Raw genomic sequence first — 15,671 nt, 5'->3', positions numbered from 1 at the left:
GCCGTTGCCGCCTGGTGGGCGCTCACCGGCCTGCTCGTGACGACGTTCGCGTTCCTCGGCGTCAACATGTTCCTGTCCGGGCTGCACAGCTACGGCAAGCTGTAAGATTTCCGACGCGGGTCCGACAAAAGACCGCCGGCGCACTGCGTGCCCGGCGGTTTTCTTTTGTAACGGGCGGGCGGTCCGGGCGTCGAACGGCGCAGGATGGGTCGGGTCGAACGCTCATGAAGCGTGCGCGCCGCGCATGCAGGAGGAGCAGCACGATGTGGATCAAACACCCTTTGCGCACCGTACTGACCGGCGGTGACATCGCGCAGAGCCAGATTACGCCGCGCGCGGTGTTCGAGAACCGGCGGCGCGTCTTGCAGGCCGCCGGCCTGGCGGCGGCGGGCGGATTGCTCGGCGGCAGCGGCGCGGCGTTCGCCGCCTATGCGTCGCCCGACGCGCGGGCCGCGAAGCTCGTGGCGAAAACCAACCCGAAGTTCGTTGCGGCCGACCGGGTCACGCCGTTCAAGGACATCACGTCCTACGACAACTTCTACGAATTCGGCACCGACAAGGGCGACCCGGCGCAGAACGCCGGCACGCTGCGGTCGCGCCCGTGGCGCGTGAGCGTCGAAGGCGAGGTGCTGCACCCGAAGGTGTTCGATCTCGACGAACTGCTGAAGCTCGCGCCGCTCGAAGAGCGCGTGTACCGGCTGCGTTGCGTCGAAGGCTGGTCGATGGTGGTCCCGTGGATCGGCGTGCCGCTGTCCGAGCTGATCAAGCGCGTGCAGCCGACCGGCAACGCGAAGTACGTGCAGTTCGTCACGCTGGCCGATTCGTCGCAGATGCCGGGGCTGTCGACGCCGGTGCTCGACTGGCCGTACTCGGAAGGGCTGCGGATGGACGAGGCGATGAATCCGCTGACGCTGCTGACGATGGGCGTGTACGGCCAGGTGTTGCCGAACCAGAACGGCGCGCCGGTGCGGATCGTCGTGCCGTGGAAGTACGGCTTCAAGAGTGCGAAGTCGCTCGTGAAGATCCGCTTCGTCGACAAGCAGCCGAAAACGAGCTGGAACACGTACGCGTCGAACGAATACGGCTTCTATTCGAACGTGAACCCGAACGTCGATCACCCGCGCTGGAGCCAGGCGACCGAGCGCCGGATCGGCGAGGACGGCTTCTTCACGCCGAAGCGCAAGACGCTGATGTTCAACGGCTACGGCGATCTCGTCGCGTCGATGTATCAGGGCATGGACCTGAAGAAGAACTTCTGAGCGCGCCGGTGAGAAACGACATGCCTCCTTCGACGCTGACGCCCGCGCGCGCGTCCGGCACGCGCACGGCTGCCGCCGGCAGTTCCCGGGGCGGCGCAGTGCGTGCTGCCGCGCCGCGCTGGCTTGCCCCCGCCAAGGTACTGGTTTTCGCGGCCGGACTCTATCCGCTCGCCCGTCTCGTGCTGTTCGGGCTGACCGACCGGCTCGGCGCGAACCCGATCGAATTCATCACGCGCTCGACGGGCCTCTGGACGCTGGTGATGCTCTGCCTCACGCTCGGCGTCACACCGCTTCGGCGCGTGACGGGCGTTCCCGCGTTGCTGCGCTTTCGCCGGATGATCGGCCTGTTCGCGTTCTTTTACGCGACGCTGCATTTCACGACGTATCTGTGGTTCGACAAGTGGTTCGACGTGCTCGCGATCCTGAAGGACGTCGGCAAGCGTCCGTTCATCACGGTCGGCTTCGCCGCGTTCGTGCTGCTGATTCCGCTGGCCGCGACCTCGCCGCGCGCGATGGTGCGCCGGCTCGGCCGTCACTGGGCGACGCTGCATCGCGCGATCTATGCGATCGCGCTGTTCGGCGTGCTGCATTTCTGGTGGATGAGGGCCGGCAAGCACAATCTCGCGCAGCCGAAGCTCTACGCGGTGATCGTTGCGGTGCTGCTCGGCTGGCGCCTGCTCGAATGGGGCTGGCGGCGCATCCGCGCGTGACGAGGAGGGCCCGGAAAAACAAAAGGCGATGACGGGCAGTCATCGCCTTGGTCGCGAAGGAAGCCGCGCGAGCGGCGGCGCGCGCTTACTGCGTGGCGGCCGGGCCGGATGCCGGCGTCGCGGCCTTCGATGCATCGCTCGACAGCTCCGGTGACAGCGTGAGCGGCGTGCCGGAAGAATCGGGAATGCTGTCGGACGACGCGTTTTCATCGGTCGGCGTGACGTCGGACGGCGCCGTGTCCTGCTGCTGGATGGGCTTCGCCGGCAACGGGGGCACGGTGGGCAGATAGAGCGGACCGCGTTGACCGCAGCCGGCAAGAATCGCCAAAGCCGCTACAATCGCGCTCATCCGGAAAACGACTCGCATGATCGTCCCTGAACAATTTAACCGATAGAGTTTAGCATGTCCGATACTGAATACCTGGCCCGTGCCGAGGCCGTGCTGGCGGCCGTCGAGCGTACCGTGGATGCCGCGAACGACGGCGATCACGACATCGATCTGGAGCGCAACGGCAGCGTGCTGACGCTGACGTTCGAGAACGGCTCGAAGATCATCGTCAACCTCCAGCCGCCGATGAAGGAGCTGTGGATCGCCGCGAAGGCGGGCGGGTTCCATTACCGTTTCGTGGACGGCGAATGGCGCGATACGCGCACCGGCACCGAGTTCTTCGCGGCGCTTACCGAATACGCAACGCAGCAGGCCGGCCTGCCGATCACGTTCGGCGCGTAACGCGTCCGGCGCTCGCCCGGCCGGGCGCCGATACGCCGGATCGAAGCACAACGAAAAAGCGCCCCGCGGGGCGCTTTTTTCATGCTCGGGCCGTTCGTGTCAGTGGCCGCGGAACAGGTTCATGATGTCCTGCTTCTCCTGTTCGTCGACATGCGGCACCGCTTCGTCGGTGCTCTGCACCGCCGGCGCCTGCGGCACGCCGACCGTCGACACGAAGCCGTGCCCCGGCGTGAAGTCGGTGAAGTACAACTCGCTGCCGAGCGCCTGGACGTCGTCCGGCATCGTCGGCTTGAACTCCGGCACGCCCTTCAGCGCCGCGCCCATATAGTCGATCCAGACCGGCAACGACAGGCCGCCGCCGGTTTCGCGATCGCCGAGGCTGCGCGGGTTGTCGTAACCGATCCACGCGATCGCCGCGAGCGTGTGCTGGTAGCCGGCGAACCACGCGTCGTGCGAGTCGTTCGTGGTGCCGGTCTTGCCTGCGAGGTCGGTGCGCTTCAGCACGTTGGTGCGCGCGCCCGTGCCGCGCTGCGCGACGCTCTGCAGCAGGCTGTTCATCACGTATGCGTTGCGCGCGTCGATCGCGCGCGGCGCGTTTTGCTCGGCGATGAGCGGCTGCGCGCGGGCGACGACAGCGCCGTTCGGATCGGTCACTTCGGCGATCAGGTACGGATTCACGCGGAAGCCGCCGTTCGCGAACACCGAGTACGCGCCGGCCATCTGCAGCGGCGTGACCTGGCCCGCGCCGAGCGCCATCGGCAGGTAGGCCGGATGACGGTCGGCGTCGAAGCCGAAGCGCGTGATGTACTGCTGCGCGTACTTCGTGCCGATGTGGTTCAGGATCCGGATCGACACGAGGTTGCGCGAGCGCTGCAGCGCGGTGCGCATCGACATCGGGCCTTCGAAACCGCCGCCGTAGTTCTTCGGTTCCCACGGCTGGCCGCCGGTTTCCGCGGCGCTGAAATACAGCGGGCCGTCGTTGATCACCGTGGCCGGCCCGAGGCCCTTGTCGAGCGACGCCGAGTAGATGAACGGCTTGAACGACGAACCCGGTTGCCGCCACGCCTGCGTGACGTGGTTGAACTTGTTCTTGTTGTAGTCGAAGCCGCCGACCAGCGAGCGGATCGCGCCGTCCTGCGGAACGATCGAGATGAACGCGCCTTCGACCTGCGGCAACTGCGTGATCGACCACTTCCCGGCGTCGTTCTTCACGACCCGGACGATCGCGCCCGGGCGGATGCGGCGGTTCGGCTGCGCGCCGGCCGACAGCGCGCCCGACGCGAAGCGCAGGTTGTCGCCTTCGATCGTCGCGCTGCTGCCGTCGATGAAGGCGATGGTGATCTGGCGCGGGGTGGCCGCGGTGACGACCGCCGCGATCAGCTCGCCGTTGTCGGGGTGTTCGAGCAGCGCATCGTCGATCGCCTGCTCGCGATCGTCGGCGCCGGCCGGCAATTCGATGAAGCCTTCCGGCCCGCGATAGCCGTGGCGGCGCTCGTAATCCATGATGCCCTTGCGCAGCGAGGTGTAGGCAACCTGCTGGTCGGCGGAATCGATCGTCGTGACGACGTTGAAGCCGCGCGTGTAGGTTTCCTCGCGGTACTGCGCGTACATCATTTGTCGGACCATTTCCGCGACGTACTCGGCGTGCACGCTGAACTCGCGGCCCGCACCCTTGACGGCGAGCGGCTGCGCGACGGCTTGGTCGTACTGCTCGCGCGTGATGAAGTTCAGCTCGAGCATCCGCTGCAGGATGTATTCCTGGCGCACCTTCGCGCGCTTCGGATTGACGACCGGGTTGTACGCGGATGGCGCTTTCGGCAGCCCCGCGAGCATCGCCGCTTCGGCGAGCGTGATGTCCTTCAGGTCCTTGCCGAAATAGACCCGCGCGGCGCTCGCGAAGCCGTACGCACGCTGGCCGAGATAGATCTGATTCATGTAGACCTCGAGAATCTGATCCTTCGTCAGCGCGCGCTCGATCCGGTAGGCCAGCAGCATCTCGTAGATCTTGCGCGTGTAGGTCTTTTCGCTCGACAGGAAGAAGTTGCGCGCGACCTGCATCGTGATCGTGCTCGCGCCCTGCGACGCATGGCCATTCGTCAGTGCGACGAGGCCGGCGCGGGCGATGCCGGTGAGGTCGACGCCGCCGTGATCGTAGAAGCGTGCGTCCTCGATCGCGAGGATCGCCTTCTTGAGCGAGTCGGGCACGTCCTTGAAATGGACGATGTCGCGGCGTTCCTCGCCGAATTCGCCGATCAGCACGTGATCGGACGTATAGATGCGCAGCGGTACCTTCGGACGATAGTCGGTCAGCGCGTCGAGCGACGGCATGTTCGGCCACGCGACGACGAGCGCGTAGCCGAGCACGAGGCCGCCGGCCACGACGAGGGCCACGCACATCGCGGCGAGGCCGATCAGGACTTTCAGCCACCAGGACCGCTTCTTCGGCTCGGGCGCGGGAGGCGGGGACGTAGGAGACGTGGATTGCATAGGCATACCGGAAAACAGTCCCGCGATTATAGCTGCCCGGTAAGACCGGCCCTGACGCGGGGGGCGGCGGCCGGAAACCGGCTGATCGCGGTGCCGCCGGCATAGTGTCCGCGCGGTCGCCCCGTGCCACAACTGGCCGTCCGGCCGACTGTCGGGCACACGCGCCGCTTTGCAGAATCAGGCCTCGGAAACGCGGCGTGGGCCGCAACGATCGCGGGAGGCTGGGATGACAGGACGATGGGCGGCGCGGTTCGCGCCGGGCAGGCACCGTTCGACGGGCATCGACGTCGGGGCGGACGAGGTGAGGGTGGCCGTGCTGAGCCGGCGCGGGCGGGCCGTGGAGGTGCGGGTCGAAGGACTCGAGCGGGAGCCGGTCGGATTGCAGGACGGGCCGGAGGAGGCGCGCTGGGCCGCGGTCGCACGCGCGTTGGCGGCGGCCGTGTCGCGATTGTCGGCGGCGGGCGTGCGCTGCGATACGCGCGGCGTGATGGCGCTGCGCGACGACGAAATGCGGACCGCGACGCTCGACCTGGCCGGGCGCGACGACGTCGCGGACGCCGCCCGGCAGGCCGCTGAACGGATCTCGGGGCTGCCGCCCCACAGCCTCGCGTTCGACTGGCGGCAGGACGACGGCGCGTGCCCGGGCGAGATCGAGGTCGCCGTGGCGCCGCAGGCATTGCTCGAACGGCGGATCGACGTGGCCGCGCAGGCCGGCGTCGACCTGACGGCCGTCGACGGCGAGTCGGCCGCCGCGCTGCGCGCGTTGCGCTATGCCGCGCAGTTCGAACCCGACGCCCACGGCCCGTACGCCGCATTCTGGTTCTGCGACACGGGCGTACGCGGTTGGCGGGTCGACGGTTCGATCGCCGTACCGGTGCTCGCGGTGTCCGGCGACGTGCAGGCGGCGTTCCCCGACGCATTGCGCCAATGCGTGTTCGAGCCGGTGCGCTGCGTGCTCGTGGCCGGCGACGCGCGCAGCATCGCCCGCTGCGGTACGTCGGCCGCCGATATCGGCGATGCGCTCGGCGTGGCCGCGGTGCCGTTCGACTGCACCGGATGGGACGGGCTGCCGGGCGCGCTCGCCGGAACGCAGGGCGGTCCGGCGTTTGCCCTCGCGATCGGGCTGGCGCTGCGCGGGGTGTGGGAATGATGGCCGATGTGGGGTTCGGGCGAACTGCCGCCGGCCACGCCGTGCTCGGCGGCTTCAATCTGCTGCCGTACCGTGAGCGGCTGGCGCAGGCGTTGCGGCGGCGCCGTGCCGCGCAGTGCGGGGCGGCGGTCGTGCTCGGCGTGCTCGGGGCCTGCGTTTGGACGGGGGCGGCGACGGCGTGGCGATGGCGCATGGATGCGGAGCGTACGCGTGTGGAGGCGCGGCTGCGGCAATTGCAGCCACGGATCGATGCCGCACGGCGCGCCGCCGGCGTGGCTGCCGACCTCGCGCGACGCGATGCACGGGCGGCCGCGCTTGCCGCGCCTTACCGGCGTGTCGCCGGGCTGCTCGCGACGCTGGCGCAGGTGCGCGACGACACCGTCCGGCTCGACGCATTGCGCACGACTGCGTCCGGCGCCGTGCTCGACGCGCGCACGACGAGTTACCGGGCGGCCGCGCGGTGGCTCGCACGGATTTCGGTCGAGCAGCGTGACTGGCGATTCGATGTCGGTGCGCTGACACCTGCTTCGGCCACACCGGTCACGGGTTCGGCCGTGCCGTTCCGGTTTTCCGTGCAGGTGCGTTGGCACGACGCGCCGCCGCGGCAGAACGCAGCGGGAGGCGACGCATGACGGCGATCACGTATCGGTCCATGCCAGCCGGTGCCGGGCGGCGCGGCCGCGTGGCGCGGATGTCACCGGCCGCGGCGCATGCCATCGGCTGCGTGGCGGCGTTCGCGTGCGTGACGATGGGCACCATTCATCTGATGGATGCCGTCGACGCGAGCGGCCTCGCACGCAGTCGCGCGTTGCTGGCAACGGCACAAGTGCGTGCCGCCGACGCACAGCGGCTGCTCGCGACCGCGCCACGGCGCGACCCGGACCCGGCTGCCGGGCACGCCTCCAGCGTGCCGAGTGCGTCGGGGTGGCCCGCACTGATGCTCGAACTGGCGGACCTGGCCGGCGCGAGCGGACTGCGGATCGTGTCGATCGAGCCGCGGCGCACTGACGAAGCGGCGCCGGATGGCCGACGCACGGTGCGGATCGTCGCGGACGGCGGCTTTCCGGCGTTACTGCGGCTGATCGGCGGGCTGGCGAGTTTTCCCGCGCTGGTGGTGCCGTCGAGGCTGCATATTGAGCGCAAACCGCCCGCGTTGCGGGTGGACATGACGATCGACGTGTTTCCGGCGCTGTCGGGGGCTCGTGTTCCCGATGGCACGGTGCGGCTGCTTGCCGGCGTGCCGAGCGACGATCCATTCGGCGGCGATGGCTTGCCCGCGCAGGCCGACGATGCGACGCCGCGCCTGGCCGGCACGATTCGCGACGTACGCGCCGGGCTCGCGCTATTCGACGCGGGCGATGGCGCATTCGCGACCGTTGCGCCGGGCGAAGCGTTCGGGATGTCACGCGTGGTGAGCGTCGATGCCGGTGCGGTGACGCTTGCGACAGCTGATGGCGCGCGCCGGTTCGTCATGGATGACGGAGGTCGCCCATGACGAAGTACGGATGGCGGGCGATCGCATTCTGGGTCGGATCGGGTGTGGCCGCGGCACACGCGGCGTTGCCGCCGTTGCCCCTGTTGCCGCCTTTGCCGCCGGCCGGCTGGCCGATCGCATCGATGCAGGCGCATGCCCAGGACATACCGCTGCCGCAGGGCGCGCCCGACGGTGCGGACGGCGCAGCGCCCGCGCATGACGGCCCGCCGCCGTTCGATCGGGCCGTGCGCGCGGCGCTTCAAGCGGACACAACCGCACCGGTGCCCCGGCTGGAAGGGCCGCCGATTCCATTGCCGCCGCCGACGCGCATGAGCGACGCCGCGGCGCGGCACCCCGGCGATGCGGATGACGCGCGGCGGATCTCGCTGAATCTGCAAGGCGCCGGGCTCGCTGCCGCGTTCGACGCGCTCGCGCGATTCACCGGGCTGAACATCATCGTCGGCGAGCAGGTGCGCGGCACCGTGACGTTACGTCTGAACAATGTCCGCTGGCGCGATGCGTTCGACACGTTGCTCGACACGCACGGGCTGGCGATGTCCCGGCGCGGCAACGTGATCTGGGTCACGCCGGCGGCCGAACTCGCCGCGCGCGAGCGCGAGCGCTTCGAAACGCATGCACGCGCGGCCGAGTTGGAGCCGCTCGCGAGCCGGACCTTCGCGCTGCATTACCCGCGCGCGCAGGACGTGCAGCGGCTGCTGGCCGGAGCGACCGGCCAGCGTCTGCTGTCGAAACGCGGCGCCGCGGCGGCCGACCCGCGCACGAACCTGTTGTTCGTCACCGATCTGGCGCCGCGCATCGCGCAGATCGCGGGCTTGATCGACGCGATCGACCGGCCATCGCGGCAGGTCCGGATCGAGGCGCGGATCGTAGAAGGCGAGCAGGGCTTCTCGCGCAACCTCGGCGCACGCGTCGCGCTGCGCGCGCAGGGACGGGCGCCCGCGGCCGACGGCGCGGCATTCGCGACGGACACGCGCAACGCGCTCGACCTGGCCGCACGACCGCTCGGCGGCTTCGAGGCGGCGACGGCCGGCTTCACGTTGTTCGCCGCGCCGCTCAGCCGCGTGCTCGACGTTGAATTGAGCGCGCTCGAGGCGCAGGGGCGGGGCCAGATCGTTTCCAGCCCGCGCGTGGTGACGGCCGACCGCGTGAAAGCGATCGTCGAACAGGGCTCGGAGCTGCCGTACCAGGCGAAGGTCGGCAACGGCGTGAGCGGCGTGCAGTTCCGCCGCGCGACGCTGAAGCTCGAGGTCGAGCCGCAGATCACGCCCGACGGACGCGTCGTGCTGGACCTGGACGTGACAAAGGACAGCATCGGCGAGCCGACGGCGGCCGGCCCGGCGATTCATACGAAGCACGTCCAGACACGCGTCGAGGTCGAGGACGGCGGAACGGTCGCGATCGGCGGGATTTACGAGCAGTTGAACCGGGACGATGTGACGCGGGTGCCGCTCTTGGGCAAAATACCGGTACTGGGCGCGCTTTTCCGGCACCGCGCACGGCGCGACCAGCGCAGCGAACTGGTCGTCTTCATCACGCCGACGGTCGTCGGCGCGCGTTGCGAAACGGCCGGCGCGGGCGACGCGGATGCGGGAAAAACGGGGCCGGAAGCCGGCGGCGCAGGCTCGACAAGGCAGCCGCTTTGCCAGTAAGCTGCGCCACACACCAGCAAGATTCAAGCAGAGGAAGCCGTTGCAAGCGCGGGACCCACATGCAAACGTATTTTTCGTCGGCCTTATGGGAGCGGGTAAGACCACCGTGGGCCGGGCGGTCGCGCGCCGGCTCGACAGGACGTTCTTCGACTCCGACCACGAAATCGAGGCCCGCACGGGTGCGCGCATTCCGGTGATCTTCGAGATGGAGGGCGAGGCCGGGTTTCGCGACCGCGAATCGCAGGTGATCGCCGATCTCACCCAGCGCGAGAACATCGTGCTCGCGACGGGCGGCGGCGCGGTGCTGCGGCCCGAGAATCGCGACTGCCTGAAAAGCAGCGGAATCGTCATCTATCTGCGCGCCAATCCGCACGATCTGTGGCTGCGCACCCGCAAGGACAAGAACCGCCCGCTGTTGCAAACCGACGATCCGAAGGCGCGTCTCGAAGCGCTCTACGAAGTGCGCGACCCGCTGTACCGCGAATGCGCGGACTTCATCATCGAGACCGGCCGCCCGTCGGTCAACGGCCTCGTCAACATGGTGCTGATGCAACTCGAACTGGCAGGCGTCATCGCCAAGCCGCTACAAGCATGATTACCGTCAACGTCGATCTGGGCGAGCGCGCCTACCCGATTCACATTGGTGCCGGCCTGATCGGCCGCACCGAGCTGTTCGCCCCTCACATCACCGGTTCGTCGGTCACGATCGTCACGAACACGACGGTCGATCCGCTCTACGGCGACGTGCTGCGCGCGGCGCTCGCGCCGCTCGGCAAGCGCGTGTCGACGGTCGTGCTGCCGGACGGCGAGGCCTACAAGAACTGGGAAACGCTGAACCTGATCTTCGACGGCCTGCTGACCGAGCGCGCCGACCGCAAGACGACGCTCGTCGCACTCGGCGGCGGCGTGATCGGCGACATGACCGGCTTCGCCGCCGCGTGCTACATGCGCGGCGTGCCGTTCATCCAGGTGCCGACGACGCTGCTGTCGCAAGTCGATTCGTCGGTCGGCGGCAAGACGGGCATCAACCACCCGCTCGGCAAGAACATGATCGGTGCGTTCTACCAGCCGCAGGCCGTGATCGCCGATATCGGCGCGCTGACCACGTTGCCCGATCGCGAGCTGGCGGCCGGCGTGGCCGAGGTCATCAAGACGGGCGCGATCGCCGATGCGGCATTCTTCGACTGGATCGAGGCGAACGTCGAGGCGCTGAACCGCCGCGAGCCGGCCGCGCTCGCGCATGCGGTGAAGCGCTCGTGCGAGATCAAGGCGAGCGTGGTCGCAGCCGACGAACGCGAAGGCGGGCTGCGTGCGATCCTGAATTTCGGCCATACGTTCGGCCATGCGATCGAGGCCGGGCTCGGTTATGGCGAGTGGCTGCACGGCGAAGCGGTCGGCTGCGGGATGGTGATGGCGGGCGACCTGTCGGTGCGGCTCGGCCTGCTCGACGAAGCGTCGCGGCAGCGGCTCGACGCGGTGATCGCCGCCGCACATCTGCCGGTGCGCGGGCCGGCACTCGGCGATGCGCGCTACATGGACCTGATGCGCGTCGACAAGAAGGCTGAAGCCGGAGCGATCAAGTTCATCCTGCTGAAGCGATTCGGCGATACGCTGATCACCCAGGCGCCCGACGAAGCCGTGTTCGCTACGCTGGCGCAGACGACCCGGTAACGGCGCCCCGGATGCCCCGGCGCCCCTGACATGGAGGAGACGTGAGCGAGACATCCAGCAGCAAACCGACCCGAGCCGGCCGCGCATCTGCCGCGGCGCTGGCCGAGCCGCCGACGCTGGCGGCGCTGGAAGCCCATCTCGCTCCGTATGCCGCCCACGCGTCGCAGTCGCGCGGCCGCCGCCATCAGGAAACCCCGCCGGCGGCGCGCACCGAATTCCAGCGTGACCGCGACCGCATCGTTCATTCGACCGCGTTCCGCCGGCTCGAATACAAGACGCAGGTCTTCGTCAATCACGAAGGCGACCTGTTTCGCACCCGCCTCACGCACAGCCTCGAAGTCGCGCAGATCGCGCGTTCGGTCGCGCGCAACCTGCGCCTGAACGAGGATCTCGTCGAAGCGATCTCGCTCGCGCACGATCTCGGTCATACGCCGTTCGGCCATGCCGGGCAGGACGCGCTGAATGCGTGCATGCGCGAGCACGGCGGCTTCGAGCACAACCTGCAGAGCCTGGCGGTGGTCGACGAACTCGAGGAGCACTACGGCGCGTTCAATGGCCTGAACCTGTGCTTCGAGACGCGCGAAGGCATCCTCAAGCACTGTTCGCGCGAGAACGCCCGCAAGCTCGGCGCACTCGGCGAGCGTTTCCTGCAAGGCCGCCAGCCGTCGCTGGAAGCGCAGCTCGCGAACATTGCGGACGAAATCGCGTACAACAACCACGACGTCGACGACGGCCTGCGCTCCGGCCTGATCACGATCGAGCAGCTCGCCGAAGTCGAGCTGTGGCAGCGCCACTACGACGCGGCGCTCGCCGAATTCCCGCATCTCGAAGGCCGCCGCCTCGTGCACGAGACGGTGCGCCGCATCATCAACACGCTGATCGTCGACCTGATCGACGAGACCACGCGCAATCTCGCACGTGTCGCGCCCGCGTCGCTCGACGACGTGCGCGCCGCGCCGCCGCTCGTCGCGCACAGCGAGCCGATCGCCGCGCAGGCGGCGGCCCTCAAGCGTTTCCTGTTCAAGAACCTCTATCGCCACTACAAGGTGATGCGCATGGCGAACAAGGCGCAGCGCGTCGTCACCGGGCTGTTCGACGCGTTCATCGACGATCCGCGCCTGCTGCCGCCGCCGTACCAGTCGGACGACGAAGCGCAGCAGCCGCGCCTCGTCGCGCACTACATCGCCGGCATGACCGACCGCTTCGCGCTGAAGGAATACCAGCGCCTGTTCGTCATCAACGACAACTGACTGTCACAAACGATCACTAGACTTCGCCGGTTCAATGGCGACGGGAATGTTGCACACGCTGTTGGTAACGTTTTCACAGGAGAGAGATCGATGAAGAAGAAGCCCGCGGGGACAATGGTTCGCTCGATCGCGCTGGGCGGCGCGCTCATGTTCGGTGTGCAGCATGCGGCGTTCGCCGCGACGGAGATCCAGTTCTGGCATGCGATGGAGTCGGCGCTCGGTGAGCGCGTCAACGAGCTCGCCACGCAGTTCAACGCATCGCAGAGCGACTACAAGATCGTGCCGGTCTTCAAGGGCACGTACGACCAGGCACTCGCGGCGGGCATCGCCGCCTATCGCAGCGGCAACGCGCCGGCGATCCTCCAGGTCTATGAAGTCGGCACCGCGACGATGATGCAGGCGAAGAAGGCTGTCGTGCCGGTCTACGACGTGTTCAAGCAGGCCGGCGTGCCGCTCGACGAAAAGGCGTTCGTACCGACCATCGCGAGCTACTACAGCGACGCGAAGACGGGCCATCTCGTGTCGATGCCGTTCAACAGCTCGACGCCGGTGCTGTACTACAACAAGGACGCGTTCAAGAAGGCCGGGCTCGACCCGAACCAGCCGCCGAAGACGTGGGCCGACGTGCAGGCCGCCGCGGAGAAGCTGCGCAAATCCGGGATGACGTGCGGCTTCACGACCGGCTGGCAGGGCTGGATCCAGCTCGAGAACTACAGCGCGTGGCATGCGCTGCCGTTCGCAAGCCGCAACAACGGCTTCGACGGCGCCGACGCGGCGCTCGAATTCAACAAGCCGCAGCAGGTCGCGCACATCGCGTTCCTGCAACAGATGCAGAAGGACGGCACGTTCACGTACGCGGGCCGCAAGGACGAGGCATCGGCGAAGTTCTACAGCGGCGACTGCGGGATCCTGACGACGTCGTCGGGCGCGCTCGCGAACGTGCAGAAGTTCGCGAAGTTCAGCTACGGCACGGGCATGATGCCGTACGACGCGAACGTGAAGGGCGCGCCGCAGAACGCGATCATCGGCGGCGCGAGCCTGTGGGTGCTGGCCGGCAAGGATCCGGCGACCTACAAGGGCGTCGCGAAGTTCCTCGCATTCCTGGCCTCGCCGCCGATCGCCGCGAAGTGGCACCAGGAAACCGGCTACCTGCCGGTCACGACGGCTGCGTACGAACTCACGCGCCAGCAGGGCTTCTATGCGAAGAACCCGAGCGCGGAAACCGCGATCAAGCAGATGATGAACAAGCCGCCGCTGCCGTATACGAAGGGGCTGCGCCTCGGCAACATGCCGCAGATCCGCACGGTCGTCGACGAAGAGCTGGAGCAGGTCTGGGCGGAGAAGAAGTCGCCGAAGGAGGCGCTCGACTCGGCGGCGTCGCGCGGCGACGAGCTGCTGCGCCGCTTCGAGAAGTCGGGCGGCTGAGCCTGCATCGCGTTCGTGCCGCCGGCCGCTGCATCGCGTATGCGCGCGTGCGGGCCGGCGGCACGGTTCCCTTCCCGTTTCGCCTCCGGACACCCGCGATGCAATCCCGTTCCCGTTTCGGCGCGAGCCTGCTGCCGTACCTGCTGATCGCGCCGCAGCTCGCGATCACCGCCGTGTTCTTCCTGTGGCCGGCCGGCGTCGCGCTGTGGCAGTCGACGCAGATGCAGGACGCGTTCGGCACGTCGAGTGAATTCGTCGGCTTCGCGAACTTCACGCACCTGTTCGCCGACCCGCTGTACCTCGACTCGTTCCGCACGACGCTGGTGTTCAGCTCGCTCGTCACGGTCAGCGGGCTCGTCGTGTCGCTGCTGCTCGCCGCCTGCGCCGACCGCGTGATCCGCGGCGCGCGCGTATACCGCACGCTGCTGATCTGGCCGTATGCGGTCGCGCCGACGATCGCGGCCGTGCTGTGGGCGTTCCTGTTCAACCCGAGCATCGGCCTCGTCACCTATGCGCTCGCGAAGGGCGGCATCGTGTGGAATCACGCGCTGAACGGCGGCCAGGCGATGTTCCTCGTCGTGCTCGCGTCGGTATGGAAGCAGGTGAGCTACAACTTCCTGTTCTTCTACGCAGGGCTGCAGGCGATTCCGCGCTCGCTGATCGAGGCGGCGGCGATCGACGGTGCCGGGCCGGTGCGGCGCTTCTTCCACATCGTGCTGCCGCTGCTGTCGCCGACGAGCTTCTTCCTGCTGGTCGTGAACCTCGTCTACGCGTTCTTCGACACCTTCCCGGTGATCGACGCGGCCACCGCCGGCGGCCCCGCGCAGAGCACGAAGACGCTGATCTACAAGATCTTCACGGAAGGCTTCCAGGGGCTCGACATCGGCAGCTCGGGTGCGCAGTCGGTCGTGCTGATGATCATCGTCGTCGGCCTGACGGTGATCCAGTTCCGCTTCGTCGAACGCAGGGTGCAATACGCATGATCGAAAATCGCAAGGGCTTCGACCTGTTCTGCCACGCGGTGCTGATCGCGGGCGTCGTGCTGATCGTGTTCCCCGTGTACGTCGCGTTCTGCGCGGCGACCATGAACGCGCAGGAAGTGTTCACGATCCCGCTGTCGCTGGTGCCTAGCACGCACCTGCTGGAGAACGTCGCCTATATCTGGGGGCACGGCAGCGGCGGCACGACGGCGCCGTTCGGCCGGCTGCTCGTCAACAGCTTCGTGATGGCGCTCGCGATCGCGGTCGGCAAGATCGCGGTGTCGATCCTGTCCGCGTACGCGATCGTCTACTTCCGCTTCCCGTTCCGCAACACGGCGTTCTGGCTGATCTTCATCACGCTGATGCTGCCGGTCGAGGTGCGGATCTTCCCGACCGTGCAGGTCGTGTCGACGCTCCACATGACGAACACCTACGCGGGGCTCTCGCTGCCGCTGATCGCATCGGCGACCGCGACGTTCCTGTTCCGCCAGTTCTTCATGACGCTGCCCGACGAGCTGATGGACGCCGCGCGCATCGACGGCGCGGGGCCGCTGCGCTTCTTCCGGGACGTCGTGCTGCCGCTGTCGAAGACGAGCATCGCGGCGCTGTTCGTGATCACGTTCATCTACGGCTGGAACCAGTATCTGTGGCCGATCCTGATCACGACGGAGGCGTCGCTGTCGACGGCGGTGGTGGGCATCAAGACGATGATCGCGAGCGGCGACGCCGCGACCGAATGGCAATACGTAATGGCGGCGACGCTGCTGGCGATGATTCCGCCGCTCGTCGTCGTGCTGGCGATGCAGCGCTGGTTCGTGCGCGGCCTCGTCGATTCCGAGAAATAACCACGGACGGCAACCGGGAG

General features: G+C 68.1%; 15 protein-coding genes. 13 read left to right on the top strand and 2 right to left on the bottom strand.

Going from position 1 to position 15,671, the window contains the following annotated elements:
• Positions 1-263: 263 nt before the first annotated feature.
• On the top strand, positions 264-1,259 hold the full coding sequence (gene msrP, locus DID98_RS30400; protein WP_124571928.1) for a protein-methionine-sulfoxide reductase catalytic subunit MsrP: 996 nt from the start codon (positions 264-266) through the stop codon (positions 1,257-1,259).
• Positions 1,260-1,279: 20 nt separating this feature from the next.
• Positions 1,280-1,969 (top strand): protein-methionine-sulfoxide reductase heme-binding subunit MsrQ, encoded by a 690-nt coding sequence (gene msrQ / locus DID98_RS30395; RefSeq protein WP_124571927.1) that lies wholly within the window; start codon positions 1,280-1,282, stop codon positions 1,967-1,969.
• Between the two features lie 85 nt (positions 1,970-2,054).
• Here msrQ and lptM read toward each other — a convergent pair whose 3' ends face one another.
• Entirely contained in the window at positions 2,055-2,336 is a 282-nt protein-coding gene (lptM, locus tag DID98_RS30390; protein ID WP_124571926.1) for an LPS translocon maturation chaperone LptM, read from the bottom strand.
• A 36-nt stretch (positions 2,337-2,372) separates the two neighbouring features.
• Between lptM and cyaY the strand changes: the two genes are divergently transcribed.
• Positions 2,373-2,699, top strand: a complete 327-nt coding sequence (cyaY, locus tag DID98_RS30385) for an iron donor protein CyaY (protein ID WP_124487840.1) — start codon at positions 2,373-2,375, stop codon at positions 2,697-2,699.
• A gap of 99 nt (positions 2,700-2,798) precedes the next feature.
• On the opposite strand, the gene DID98_RS30380 is transcribed toward cyaY, so the two are convergent.
• Complete coding sequence (locus DID98_RS30380; protein WP_124571925.1) at positions 2,799-5,186, bottom strand: penicillin-binding protein 1A; 2,388 nt, start codon at positions 5,184-5,186, stop codon at positions 2,799-2,801.
• 226 nt (positions 5,187-5,412) lie between these two features.
• Between DID98_RS30380 and DID98_RS30375 the strand changes: the two genes are divergently transcribed.
• The 10 genes from DID98_RS30375 to ugpE all read left to right on the top strand — a co-directional run bounded on the left by DID98_RS30375 (position 5,413) and on the right by ugpE (position 15,651).
• The gene (locus tag DID98_RS30375; protein WP_124571924.1) at positions 5,413-6,336 is read left to right on the top strand and encodes a competence protein ComA; all 924 of its coding nucleotides are present in this window, start codon (positions 5,413-5,415) and stop codon (positions 6,334-6,336) included.
• The gene (locus DID98_RS30370) at positions 6,333-6,968 is read left to right on the top strand and encodes a fimbrial protein (RefSeq protein ID WP_124571923.1); all 636 of its coding nucleotides are present in this window, start codon (positions 6,333-6,335) and stop codon (positions 6,966-6,968) included. The genes DID98_RS30375 and DID98_RS30370 overlap by 4 nt, the downstream gene beginning before the upstream one ends.
• Positions 6,965-7,831 (top strand): pilus assembly protein, encoded by an 867-nt coding sequence (locus DID98_RS30365; RefSeq protein ID WP_124571922.1) that lies wholly within the window; start codon positions 6,965-6,967, stop codon positions 7,829-7,831. The genes DID98_RS30370 and DID98_RS30365 overlap by 4 nt, the downstream gene beginning before the upstream one ends.
• Positions 7,828-9,480 (top strand): type IV pilus secretin PilQ, encoded by a 1,653-nt coding sequence (locus DID98_RS30360; protein ID WP_124571921.1) that lies wholly within the window; start codon positions 7,828-7,830, stop codon positions 9,478-9,480. The genes DID98_RS30365 and DID98_RS30360 overlap by 4 nt, the downstream gene beginning before the upstream one ends.
• Before the next feature lie 40 nt (positions 9,481-9,520).
• On the top strand, positions 9,521-10,075 hold the full coding sequence (locus tag DID98_RS30355) for a shikimate kinase (protein WP_082088580.1): 555 nt from the start codon (positions 9,521-9,523) through the stop codon (positions 10,073-10,075).
• Positions 10,072-11,151, top strand: a complete 1,080-nt coding sequence (aroB, locus tag DID98_RS30350) for a 3-dehydroquinate synthase (RefSeq protein ID WP_044845981.1) — start codon at positions 10,072-10,074, stop codon at positions 11,149-11,151. Before DID98_RS30355 ends, aroB begins: the two co-directional genes overlap by 4 nt.
• A gap of 41 nt (positions 11,152-11,192) precedes the next feature.
• On the top strand, positions 11,193-12,401 hold the full coding sequence (locus DID98_RS30345) for a deoxyguanosinetriphosphate triphosphohydrolase (RefSeq protein ID WP_044845980.1): 1,209 nt from the start codon (positions 11,193-11,195) through the stop codon (positions 12,399-12,401).
• Between the two features lie 90 nt (positions 12,402-12,491).
• Positions 12,492-13,826, top strand: a complete 1,335-nt coding sequence (gene ugpB / locus DID98_RS30340; RefSeq protein WP_044845979.1) for a sn-glycerol-3-phosphate ABC transporter substrate-binding protein UgpB — start codon at positions 12,492-12,494, stop codon at positions 13,824-13,826.
• Between the two features lie 98 nt (positions 13,827-13,924).
• On the top strand, positions 13,925-14,809 hold the full coding sequence (ugpA, locus tag DID98_RS30335) for a sn-glycerol-3-phosphate ABC transporter permease UgpA (RefSeq protein ID WP_044845978.1): 885 nt from the start codon (positions 13,925-13,927) through the stop codon (positions 14,807-14,809).
• Positions 14,806-15,651 (top strand): sn-glycerol-3-phosphate ABC transporter permease UgpE, encoded by an 846-nt coding sequence (ugpE, locus tag DID98_RS30330; RefSeq protein ID WP_044845977.1) that lies wholly within the window; start codon positions 14,806-14,808, stop codon positions 15,649-15,651. Before ugpA ends, ugpE begins: the two co-directional genes overlap by 4 nt.
• The last annotated feature ends 20 nt before the right edge of the window (positions 15,652-15,671 follow it).

Origin of the sequence: Burkholderia sp. Bp8984 (genome assembly GCF_003853755.1) — a bacterium.
Classification (GTDB): domain Bacteria; phylum Pseudomonadota; class Gammaproteobacteria; order Burkholderiales; family Burkholderiaceae; genus Burkholderia.
Note: the sequence above shows the minus strand (reverse complement) of the source record. Positions and strands in the feature narration are given on the sequence as shown.

Bases quoted from the DNA above. Each gene is read 5' to 3' on its own strand.
- msrP (WP_124571928.1), top strand. From the start codon at position 264: ATGTGGATCAAACACCCTTTGCGCACCGTACTGACCGGCGGTGACATC.
- DID98_RS30380 (WP_124571925.1), bottom strand. From the start codon at position 5,186: ATGCAATCCACGTCTCCTACGTCCCCGCCTCCCGCGCCCGAGCCGAAG.
- ugpB (WP_044845979.1), top strand. From the start codon at position 12,492: ATGAAGAAGAAGCCCGCGGGGACAATGGTTCGCTCGATCGCGCTGGGC.
- cyaY (WP_124487840.1), top strand. From the start codon at position 2,373: ATGTCCGATACTGAATACCTGGCCCGTGCCGAGGCCGTGCTGGCGGCC.
- msrQ (WP_124571927.1), top strand. From the start codon at position 1,280: ATGCCTCCTTCGACGCTGACGCCCGCGCGCGCGTCCGGCACGCGCACG.
- DID98_RS30365 (WP_124571922.1), top strand. From the start codon at position 6,965: ATGACGGCGATCACGTATCGGTCCATGCCAGCCGGTGCCGGGCGGCGC.
- aroB (WP_044845981.1), top strand. From the start codon at position 10,072: ATGATTACCGTCAACGTCGATCTGGGCGAGCGCGCCTACCCGATTCAC.
- lptM (WP_124571926.1), bottom strand. From the start codon at position 2,336: ATGCGAGTCGTTTTCCGGATGAGCGCGATTGTAGCGGCTTTGGCGATT.
- ugpE (WP_044845977.1), top strand. From the start codon at position 14,806: ATGATCGAAAATCGCAAGGGCTTCGACCTGTTCTGCCACGCGGTGCTG.
- DID98_RS30375 (WP_124571924.1), top strand. From the start codon at position 5,413: ATGACAGGACGATGGGCGGCGCGGTTCGCGCCGGGCAGGCACCGTTCG.
- DID98_RS30360 (WP_124571921.1), top strand. From the start codon at position 7,828: ATGACGAAGTACGGATGGCGGGCGATCGCATTCTGGGTCGGATCGGGT.
- ugpA (WP_044845978.1), top strand. From the start codon at position 13,925: ATGCAATCCCGTTCCCGTTTCGGCGCGAGCCTGCTGCCGTACCTGCTG.
- DID98_RS30370 (WP_124571923.1), top strand. From the start codon at position 6,333: ATGATGGCCGATGTGGGGTTCGGGCGAACTGCCGCCGGCCACGCCGTG.